The following is a 10,000-nucleotide window of genomic DNA, read 5'->3' as shown; positions in this document are numbered from 1 at the left end:
AACGCCTACAAACAGTCGGAGGTTCCTCGAGAACTGACGGCGTACCTTTTGTATAATGGGTCATCGACTTAGTGTATCTAGCAAGCTTAAGCCGTTAGGTGTAGGCGCAGCGAAAGCGAGTCTTAATAGGGCGATCAAGTTAGATGCATTAGACCCGAAACCGAGTGATCTAGGCATGGCCAGGTTGAAGGTAAGGTAACACTTACTGGAGGACCGAACCCACATCTGTTGAAAAAGATCGGGATGAGCTGTGCCTAGGGGTGAAAGGCCAATCAAACTCGGAGATAGCTGGTTCTCTGCGAAATCTATTTAGGTAGAGCGTCATCCGAATACTCCCGGGGGTAGAGCACTGGATGGGTAACGGGGCCCCACAGGCTTACTGATCCTAACCAAACTCCGAATACCGGGAAGTACTAGATGGCAGACACACCATGGATGCTAACGTCCATGGTGGAGAGGGAAACAACCCTAACCTACAGCTAAGGCCCCTAATTCATGGCTAAGTGGGAAAGCAGGTGGGACGACCAAAACAACCAGGAGGTTGGCTTAGAAGCAGCCATCCTTTAAAGATAGCGTAACAGCTCACTGGTCTAATTAAGTTGTCCTGCGGCGAAGATGTAACGGGGCTCAAGCCATGAGCCGAAGCTTAGGATGCCGCAAGGCATGGTAGCAGAGCGTAGTGTGACATAGTTCCATTCCTCCTTAGTGCCGCTCGCGGTGCATTGGAGGAGAGGAGCTTTCTGTGAAGCCGGGGCGTGAGCCATCCGGTGGAGAGATCACTAGCGAGAATGATGACATGAGTAGCGATAAACAGGGTGAGAGACCCTGTCGCCGAAAGTCCAAGGGTTCCTGCTTAAAGCTAATCTGAGCAGGGTAAGCCGACCCCTAAGGCGAGGCCGAAAGGCGTAGTCGATGGGAACCAGGTTAATATTCCTGGGCCAGGAGGACGTGACGGATCGAGACTGTTGTCCCCCCTTATCGGATTGGGGGGGCCGCTGATCGGTTCCTGGAAATAGCCCTCCATTGGATCGTACCCTAAACCGACACAGGTGGACTGGTAGAGAATACCAAGGCGCTTGAGAGAACGATGTTGAAGGAACTCGGCAAAATACCTCCGTAAGTTCGCGAGAAGGAGGCCCAGTTTCTACGCAAGTATTGGCTGGGGGCACAAACCAGGGGGTGGCGACTGTTTACTAAAAACACAGGGCTCTGCGAAGTCGCAAGACGACGTATAGGGTCTGACGCCTGCCCGGTGCCTGAAGGTTAAAAGGAGGTGTGAGAGCACCGAATTGAAGCCCAGGTAAACGGCGGCCGTAACTATAACGGTCCTAAGGTAGCGAAATTCCTTGTCGGGTAAGTTCCGACCTGCACGAATGGCGTAACGACTTCCCCGCTGTCTCCAACATCGACTCAGCGAAATTGAATTACCTGTCAAGATGCAGGTTTCCCACGGTTAGACGGAAAGACCCCGTGCACCTTTACTACAACTTCGCACTGGCATCAGGCACAACATGTGCAGGATAGGTGGTAGGCTTTGAAGCCGGAACGCTAGTTCCGGTGGAGCCGCCCTTGAGATATCACCCTTGTTCTGCTTGATGTCTAACCGCGGCCCGTTATCCGGGTCCGGGACCCTGCGTGGTGGGTAGTTTGACTGGGGCGGTCGCCTCCTAAATCGTAACGGAGGCGCGCGAAGGTTGGCTCAGAGCGGTCGGAAATCGCTCGTTGAGTGCAATGGCAGAAGCCAGCCTGACTGCAAGACTGACAAGTCGAGCAGAGTCGAAAGACGGCCATAGTGATCCGGTGGTCCCGAGTGGAAGGGCCATCGCTCAACGGATAAAAGGTACGCCGGGGATAACAGGCTGATACTGCCCAAGAGTCCATATCGACGGCAGTGTTTGGCACCTCGATGTCGGCTCATCTCATCCTGGGGCTGGAGCAGGTCCCAAGGGTATGGCTGTTCGCCATTTAAAGAGGTACGTGAGCTGGGTTTAGAACGTCGTGAGACAGTTCGGTCCCTATCTTCCGTGGGTGTAGGATACTTGAGAGGAGTTGCCCCTAGTACGAGAGGACCGGGGTGAACGATCCACTGGTGGACCTGTTGTTGCGCCAGCAGCAGTGCAGGGTAGCTATGATCGGACAGGATAACCGCTGAAGGCATCTAAGTGGGAAGCCCCCCTCAAAACAAGGTATCCCTGAGGACCGAGGTAGACTACCTCGTCGATAGGCCGGAGATGTAAGCGCTGCAAGGCGTTCAGTTGACCGGTACTAATTGTCCGATAGGCTTGATTTGATCCAGTAGAAGCAAGGTTTGTTTTTACGGCTCAGAAGTCAGTTTATCTGACTTGGACAATGTTTCTTTCTCGGTCTGGTGGTCATAGCACGAGCAAAACACCTGGATCCATTCCGAACCCAGCCGTTAAGTGCCGTAGCGCTGATGGTACTGCGTCTCAAGACGTGGGAGAGTAAGTCACCGCCAGACCTAGTAAGAAACATCAGACCTATCTCTCGGCGATGCCCCCCCCCCCCAACCACATGATGTCACGCACCACTATGCTTGGTAGGTTTGACGAAGACTGTTTAAAAAACAGTCTCAAAACGCCTCATCCAATTGGACGAGCTGTCACCCGTACGTCACCGCATGGCTGCAAACAATGATGCAGCGTGATTGCCGCCCTGTCTGCGACCGAACTGGGCCCCCAAGTGGCGCGGACAGTCCGCCGTCCAACCCAAAGGACGCTATGCCAGTACATGGACAAAACGTGGTTTGGCCAGCTCCGCACCTATAACGCATGTCACCGAACAATACGCCGGAGCCATCGTTCGGCCGGCAGCCCCACTTGCCAGCAGGACGCTCAGGTCGCCACGACCAACCGATTGATCGGCATTGCAAACTGGCCCCTCAGGGGGCCACCGTTGGTCAGCCCGGACGTCGAGAGCAGATCGGACAGCTCCGCCAGCATTCCACTGCGCGCTGCGGGGGACAGGACGAAGGCGGCGTAGAAGAACCCGGCCGCGGCTTCGGCCACGTCCCTGGCAGGCCCTTCCATCGTGACGATGCTTGTCTCCACCGTCACTGTCGCGGTGGGAAAGGCCGCGCGGACCAGATCGCTCAGGCTGTCGGTGCCGCGTATCCGCGGATCCCCCAGATCAACCTCACCATAGCCTGGCAGTTCGGACTGCACATACCCATAGATGAGATCGTGAACCGCGATATAGCCAGACGCAGCCTCAATCGGGCCATCCACCAGCGCCGCAAAGCAGCCACCCGGGGCCAGAACGCGGCGCACCTCGTCAAGCACCGGCGTGACAGGGTCCATCAGCGTCAGTGCCCAGTGGCACAGCACCGCGTCAAGCGACCCGTCGGAGATGCGGTCCATGTCCTGCGCTTCGGCCTGCACCAGATCGACAGATCCCGCAGGCAATCGCGCATGCGCCAGCGCCAGTTCTTCCGGGCACATATCAAGGCCAGTCAGCCGCATATCCGCATTGCGGTGGTGCAGGATGTCCAGCAGCGGACCGGACCCGCAGGCAAGATCAAGCACCCGTGCTCCGCCTGTCTGCGGCACCGCCTCGGCAAGCCAGTCGTAGCTGGTGCGCCCCGCCGCATCGCGGCAGGCCTGCGCGCAGGTTTCGGTAAACCCTGCATGGTCACGGTGCACGGCCCGCAGATGGGCGCGCAAGGCCGCCGCATCGGGGCGCCGGCCACGGGCAAGACTATCGGTCCAGGCAGACCTCAGGGGGCTGTGATCGTTCACGCGCAATCTCCGGTTTGTGGGGCTCAGACGGTGATGTCCATCAGGTGCACCAGCTGCGGAAAGCGCCAACCATCGGCAGCCCGCGCCGCCTGCAGCCACTTTGCCATAGGGGCGCGGGCCTGCATTTCCGCCAGCGAGACGCTGTCATCGAAGACGCAGCGCTGCAGGTATCCCTCGACAGCCGCCGCATCGTCCGGCCCGGCGACACTCTCATAGCGCACCTCGGTCACCGTGACATCCGCGCCGCTGTCGCGCAGCGCGGCCGCAAGATCCTCGGCCGAGATGTAGGGGGCGGCGTCCTCCGCGGCGAAGGCCTCCAGATATCGGCGGTGAAACTCGATGTAATGCCCGGCGGCGGCACTGTGGGCGATCACGCCCCGGCCCTCGGGGCCGATGGCAGCGCAGAATCGCCGGGCGGCCGCAGGCAGGTCCGCGGCGGGCACGGCGTAAAGCGCGTGGGTCGCCCAGACGATGTCATAGCCGCCGGACGGCGGGGTGAAATCCTGCAAGGTCGTCTCGTGTTCGGCGCTTGCCCTGAATGGGGCCGGCAGGGCCGCGCGGGCCTCGGCGATGGAAAACGCCGACGGGTCCAGCAGGTCGGTCGCCACCGGCTGTACTCCAACCGCGCCCACGCCGGCATGACTAACCAGCGCGTTGGGAAACTTGCCCGATCCGCAAGCCACGTCGAGCAGGCGCAGGGACCGCGCGCCGGCCCGGCTCTGCGCCTCCGACACCCACGCCGACCAGTCCCGCGCCTCGGCCAGATGCCTGTAATCATCGGTGGCAAGAGTGTAGAACGCATCCATTCCGGCACGTCCGGCCTCGGACCAGTGGGCGCTGCTGCGCGTCAGGATATCGCCGCTCATTCGGAATCCCCGACCGGCCAGCAGACCGGGTTGAGCGGGCTGGCCGCCACGTCGCCAGGCCCGACCCCCGGCATGAATTTCTGCCAGTCGCCGGAAACCATTGTCGGCGCATCCACGATACGCGCGCCGTCGGCGTAATAGGTATTGGCCAGAACCACCCGGCTGCGATCGGTGCGATTGCGCGCGGCGGTATGGAAATTCAGGTTGTGGTGAAAGCTGACCTCGCCCATTTCGAACGGGGTCTCGTCCACGGTCACGCCATTGCGGGCAAAAACCTCGGCCACGCCACGATCGTAGCCGGTGCCGGTCTTCTCGAAGGTCACGGCATCGACCAGCTTGTGCACGTCAAGCGGATACGCAAAGGCCAGCGGCCCCATTTCCAGCGGGATCGGCTGCGCCGGCGCCCAGGCTGTGACCACATCGTGCGTGTCCAGCGGGAAGTGATGATCGTCGAAATGCCACGGCGTGCGGCCGCACCCGGCCTGCTTGGCCAGGACGTTGTCGTGGTAGAGCCGCACCGCCGGCACTTCCAACAGGTCCGCCGAGATCTGACCCAGCCGCGGCGAGAGCACATAGGCCCGCAGCAGCGGATTGTCCGGCCAGACCATCTCCAAGCTCAGGAACCGGTCGCGCGCGCCGGTGTCCGGATCGACAGCGAATTCCGCCTTCAACAGCCGGATCAACTCGGCCCGCAGCTTGAGTACCGTTCCCGGCGAAAAGACATTCTTGAGCTTGATGAAGCCGTTTTCCCGGAAAAACGCGACCTGGCCCTCGGTCAGAGGATAGGGCGCTGCCAGTTCCGCGATGACCTCGTCATCGGTCGGAATCGGCACATCCGGCAAGGGCGCAGCGGCCAGGACCTCTTCCTCGGTGCCATCGTTCGCCGCAAGGCTTACATACCAGTCCCACCAGGCCTGGTTGTCCTGATCCCAGGGCTGGCTCACATCGGTGACATCACGCTCGGGTGTGGTCGGCTCGGCCATTTCGGATCCTCTCATGAACTCGCATGAGACCTAAAGCATCGCGCTGCGACGGCAAGCGGGATACTGGAGTCGGCTGGATGTTTCGATCCGGCGGGTTAGGTCGCCCCGGGCCGCCACAAATCATCGGGGACATCATGAACGCACGCACGACCGAGCCACGCAAGACGGAGATCAGCAACCGCGCGCTTTACGCAGATGCGATCGAGGGGTTGTCGCGCAGCCCCAAGGGGCTTTCGCCGAAATGGTTCTATGACGACCGCGGTAGCGCGATCTTCGAAGAGATTACGCACCTGGCCGAATACTACCCGTCGCGAACCGAACGCGCGATTCTGGAGACTGGTCTGGCACGGATACAGGCGCATGTGCCCGCGGGCGCGGCGCTTGTGGAACTTGGCAGCGGCGCCAGCGTCAAGACGCGGCTGTTGCTGAACGGGCTGGACGGGCTTTCCACCTATGTGCCCGTCGATATCTCGGAGGATTTCCTGCGCGCCTCGGCCGCAGAGCTCGCCAGCGATTTTCCCCACCTCGATGTCCGGCCGGTGGTCGCCGATTTCCTGCAGCCCGTCCCCCTGCCCGATCTCGGCGGGCGGCCGGTTGTCGGGTTCTTCCCCGGCTCGACCATTGGCAACCTGAGCCCCGACGCAGCGCGGGCGCTGCTGTTGCGGTTGGGGGACTGGCCGGATCACGACGCGCTGATCCTCGGCGTCGATCTGATAAAGGCCCCCGAGACGCTCGTTGCGGCCTATGACGATGCCAGCGGGGTGACGGCCGGTTTCAACCTCAATCTTCTCAGGCGCCTCAACCGCGAGGCCGGGGCGGTGTTCGATCTTGAAACATTCCGGCACAAGGCGATCTGGAACGCGACAGAGGCCCGTGTGGAGATGCATCTGCAAAGCCTTGAGGACCAGAGCGCGCGGATCGGCGATCATGTCGTAACATTTGCAGCAGGCGAGACGATCCATACGGAGAACAGCCACAAATATTCGGTCGAGAGCTTGTCGGAGCTGGCCCAAGCCGCCGGTTGGCGCCTCGCCGATGTCCTGACCGACGCGCAGGCGCTGTTCGCCGTCGCAGTGCTGCGCCGCCCCTGACGAAAAGGGGCGCGATAACCGCTTGAAAGCCCGCGCCCGGCCACTAAATTCGGACAGCCTGCAGGGGATTCAACGGACAGGGTCGGACCGAATGGAAAAGGTGACAATCCTGGACGGTGGCCTCGGGCAGGAATTGCTCCGGCGTTCCGGCGACCGGCCAACGCATCAATGGTCGATGCGCGTCATGCACGACCACCCGGATCTGGTGGCCGCCCTGCATGCGGACTACTTCGCGGCAGGCGCCGACATTGCGACAGCAAACACCTATGCTATCCAGCGCGACCGCCTGGCCGGCACCGATTTCGAGGATGACTTTGCGCGACTCTTTGACATCGCCCTGGGTGCCGCGGCCAAGGCACGGGCAGCACATGGGGCCGGACGTGTCGCCGGATCAATCGGCCCACTCAACGGCAGCTATCGCCCCGCGGACCATCCGGATCTGGCGACGGCGCGGCCTTTGTATCGCGAAGGGGCCGAGATCATGCGCGGCCGTGTCGACCTGGTCATCTGCGAAACGGTGTCGTCACTGACGCAGGCCCGCGCCGCACTGCAGGGGGCCCAGGCCGCTGGCGTGCCGGTCTGGCTCGCGGTGTCGGTTGACGACGACTCCGGATCGCGTCTGCGGTCCGGCGAGGCGTTGACCGATGTCATTGCCGTCGCACGCGACGAAGGCGCCACGGCGCTTTTGGTCAACTGCTCGGTCGTGGAGGCGATGCCTGCCGCGCTCGCCGCGCTGTCCGCCTGCCCGCTGCCCTTGGGGGTCTATGCCAATGCCTTCACGAGGATCAGCGACGCATTCAAGGCCCCGCAGGCAGAGGTCAGCGTTCTGCAGGCGCGTCGCGATCTGGGCCCGATGGACTATGCCGATCACGCCGAACGCTGGAATGCTCAGGGCGCGACGATCCTTGGCGGCTGCTGTGAGACCGGCCCGGCCCATATCGCCGAGATTGCCCGGCGGCTGGCCCCTGACGCGACCCGCAGTGCCGGATGATCGCCCCCGGCAAGGAAGCAGCAGACCGTGCCTGCACCAGTTGACACATCCGCCGCCGCCCCGCGGACCGATCGCCCGATCCTTGTGCTGGGCGCGACCTCAGGTATCGGCGCGTGTGTCGTGGGGGGCGCTCTGGAAAAGGGCCTTGCCGTGCGTGGGTTCGCCCGCAGGGCGGACCGTCTGCCACCGCGCGACGGTTTGGAACCTGTCGCCGGCGACGCGCGCAACCCCGACGACCTTGCCCGCGCCGTGGCCGGCACGCGGGCCGTGATCTACGCGCTCGGGATCAAGGAGCGCCCGGCGATGATCTGGCAAAACCAAACGCTGTTTTCCGAAACCACCGCGGCGCTGATCACGGCCATGGAGGCCGCCGGGGTCGATCGCTTGCTCGCGGTCACCGGCTTTGGTGCGGGCCGCAGCCGCCACGCGATGAGCCGCCTCGAACGGCTTGGCCATGGGGCGCTGCTGGGCCGGGTCTATGCCGACAAGTCCCGCCAGGAAGAGATGATCGTCGATAGCCGCCTCGACTGGACCATCGTGCGCCCCGTCATCCTGACGCGCGGGGCATCCGGCCACCCTGTGCGCGTCCTGACACGGCCCGGGGACTGGCGAAACGGCCTGATCCCGCGCGGCGATGTTGCCGCGTACTTGGTGCGCGCCGTCACCGAAGGGCTGAACAGCCGCGAGGATGTCGTGCTGACACGGTGACGATGGGCTGTCCTTTGGCGTGTGGTGCCAAGGTGCGCAAGCGATGTCCTCCGGTGTCGTCGCCCGATACCGTTCTCATCCGGCCCAAGCCCCCCGGTCGGCGTCCGCACCCCGTGACAGGTCCGATGACCCGGCGGGGCTTCGGAAGCCTTGCGCAGATGAAAGAAACGCCAACAGGCCCCGCGTCCTGTCCTTGGATCAGGATTGCGCCCCGGTGCTTCTGCGTGCCACGCCGGGACGATCGCGCGTTCGAGTTACCAGCGGCGGAACTGTGACCGCACGGCGCGGTCGGAATGCGGCCCTTGCGGCGTGTTTCTTCTGGTGGTCGTCGCTACGAAACTTGCCATCGACATTCACCTCCCAGATGCCGCTTCTTTCGGAGACATGACCCCCGCTTCGCGGCGCTGGCCTGTCCATGGGCGCGTGGTCCGCGCCTCTGCCAACTTGCGACGCAAGGGGCATGAGTGTGCCCGCGTCGTCACGGTGCACCCTGCAAGCGGACGGGGTGTGGCCAGGGTGATCGCGTATTGGCCGTCACTTCGGCCCGCGCCAGCAGACCATCAGAGGTCCATTTTCTTGAGGCAGGCCTGCGCGATGTCCCTGTCGGGGGCATCGGTTCCGGGTACGGTCGCCCATCCGGCTTCCATCAGGGCGCCGCGCTTTTGGTAGGTCGAGGCGGCCCGGATCGTTTGCAGCTTGTCGGCGCGCGCCGGGTCAGACCGTGCCATGTCAAGGCATACAGGCACCATCGAGGCCACGACATCGCTGTGCGACATCGCCATCGCACGGTCGTTTGCGGTGCTGCCGGTCACCCAGCCGCCCCATGTGAATCCGGCGACACCGACGAAAACCGCGCCGATCAGCGCGCCATAGATGCCGGGTTTGAGCCATTCGGGAGTGTTCATGTCAATTTCTCCTGCGGGGAAAGCGCCGCTACGCTGTGAGTACGGGGTTCGGTCGTGGCCCGATCGCGGTACAACGCCGCGTTCAGGTCTCTCTCGGGTGCGTCCGGCATGCGCGCCCTCGCCGCGCACCGTCAGGCAGGTCGCGCGACCTGTTCTCTTGTACCCCAGGATCATCCAGCGCGCGCTGACACAGGTTAGTCCCGCATGCCGCGCCGGCCGAGACTGGCTTGCGTCTGGGCGCGCCGCTTCTGTTGCGCGGTATGTGGTGATCCGAACGCCCCGGCCCGCGAACGCCACCATGTCCCGGGGACGCGGGCGAAGCGGTCGCCTGCGCCCTTTGCGGCGCGGCTGACTTGATGGATTGCTAGGGCCCCGTCGCCGGCCCGGTGAGGAGCTTTGCCGGCCGTCCAAAGAGAAAGCCCTGGATCAGGTGACACCCCGACATCTTGAGCCAGTCGACCTGCCGGGCTGTTTCGACGCCTTCTGCGATCACCCGCAGGCCCAGGTCCGCGGCCAGATTTATCGTGGCGCCGACGATGGCGGATTCGCGGTGGCCGTGGGGCAGTTCGGCGATGAAGCTGCGGTCAAGCTTGACCTCCTGGATTGTGCGTCTTCAGATAATTTGGGACATCAGAGCGTGCTTTCGTTTGGAGGCTCTGGCTCATCCTTGATTGAGTTTACGCGTTTTCAGTTTGGTGGCG

8 protein-coding genes and 2 rRNA genes (1 of these 10 cut by a window edge) are annotated in these 10,000 nt (G+C 62.9%); 5 read left to right on the top strand and 5 right to left on the bottom strand.

Features of this window, described 5'->3' with window-relative positions:
- Positions 1-2,290 (top strand): 23S ribosomal RNA (locus ACH107_RS10995) (it extends 540 nt beyond the left edge of the window).
- Positions 2,291-2,364: 74 nt separating this feature from the next.
- Positions 2,365-2,479, top strand: a 5S ribosomal RNA gene (gene rrf / locus ACH107_RS10990).
- A gap of 373 nt (positions 2,480-2,852) precedes the next feature.
- On the opposite strand, the gene ACH107_RS10985 is transcribed toward rrf, so the two are convergent.
- From ACH107_RS10985 to ACH107_RS10975, 3 genes are read right to left on the bottom strand one after another with little or no spacing between them, the layout of a single operon-like run.
- Positions 2,853-3,755 (bottom strand): class I SAM-dependent methyltransferase, encoded by a 903-nt coding sequence (locus ACH107_RS10985; protein ID WP_412505900.1) that lies wholly within the window; start codon positions 3,753-3,755, stop codon positions 2,853-2,855.
- Positions 3,756-3,778: 23 nt separating this feature from the next.
- Entirely contained in the window at positions 3,779-4,621 is an 843-nt protein-coding gene (locus ACH107_RS10980) for a class I SAM-dependent methyltransferase (RefSeq protein WP_310692129.1), read from the bottom strand.
- Complete coding sequence (locus ACH107_RS10975) at positions 4,618-5,604, bottom strand: phytanoyl-CoA dioxygenase family protein (protein ID WP_412505899.1); 987 nt, start codon at positions 5,602-5,604, stop codon at positions 4,618-4,620. Before ACH107_RS10975 ends, ACH107_RS10980 begins: the two co-directional genes overlap by 4 nt.
- Before the next feature lie 134 nt (positions 5,605-5,738).
- Here ACH107_RS10975 and egtD point away from each other — a divergent pair, with 134 nt between their 5' ends.
- The 3 genes from egtD (at position 5,739) to ACH107_RS10960 (ending at position 8,394) form a co-directional block, all read left to right on the top strand.
- The gene (gene egtD, locus ACH107_RS10970; protein ID WP_412505898.1) at positions 5,739-6,695 is read left to right on the top strand and encodes an L-histidine N(alpha)-methyltransferase; all 957 of its coding nucleotides are present in this window, start codon (positions 5,739-5,741) and stop codon (positions 6,693-6,695) included.
- Positions 6,696-6,786: 91 nt separating this feature from the next.
- Positions 6,787-7,686 (top strand): homocysteine S-methyltransferase family protein, encoded by a 900-nt coding sequence (locus ACH107_RS10965; RefSeq protein WP_310692126.1) that lies wholly within the window; start codon positions 6,787-6,789, stop codon positions 7,684-7,686.
- Between the two features lie 27 nt (positions 7,687-7,713).
- Complete coding sequence (locus ACH107_RS10960) at positions 7,714-8,394, top strand: NAD(P)-binding oxidoreductase (protein WP_310692125.1); 681 nt, start codon at positions 7,714-7,716, stop codon at positions 8,392-8,394.
- A 560-nt stretch (positions 8,395-8,954) separates the two neighbouring features.
- Here the strand turns inward: ACH107_RS10960 and ACH107_RS10955 are convergent.
- Positions 8,955-9,299, bottom strand: coding sequence for a hypothetical protein (locus ACH107_RS10955; RefSeq protein WP_310692124.1), 345 nt, complete (start codon positions 9,297-9,299; stop codon positions 8,955-8,957).
- Between the two features lie 364 nt (positions 9,300-9,663).
- The gene (locus ACH107_RS10950) at positions 9,664-9,864 is read right to left on the bottom strand and encodes an EAL domain-containing protein (RefSeq protein WP_412505911.1); all 201 of its coding nucleotides are present in this window, start codon (positions 9,862-9,864) and stop codon (positions 9,664-9,666) included.
- Positions 9,865-10,000 lie beyond the last annotated feature (136 nt).

It is taken from the genome of Roseovarius halophilus (ex Wu et al. 2025) (genome assembly GCF_047086965.1).
The sequence above is the reverse complement of the archived record's forward strand: the minus strand, read 5'-3'. Positions and strand labels throughout refer to the sequence as shown.

Coding starts and splice junctions, on each gene's coding strand:
- egtD (WP_412505898.1), top strand. CDS start 5,739: ATGAACGCACGCACGACCGAGCCACGCAAGACGGAGATCAGCAACCGC.
- ACH107_RS10980 (WP_310692129.1), bottom strand. CDS start 4,621: ATGAGCGGCGATATCCTGACGCGCAGCAGCGCCCACTGGTCCGAGGCC.
- ACH107_RS10955 (WP_310692124.1), bottom strand. CDS start 9,299: ATGAACACTCCCGAATGGCTCAAACCCGGCATCTATGGCGCGCTGATC.
- ACH107_RS10965 (WP_310692126.1), top strand. CDS start 6,787: ATGGAAAAGGTGACAATCCTGGACGGTGGCCTCGGGCAGGAATTGCTC.
- ACH107_RS10975 (WP_412505899.1), bottom strand. CDS start 5,604: ATGGCCGAGCCGACCACACCCGAGCGTGATGTCACCGATGTGAGCCAG.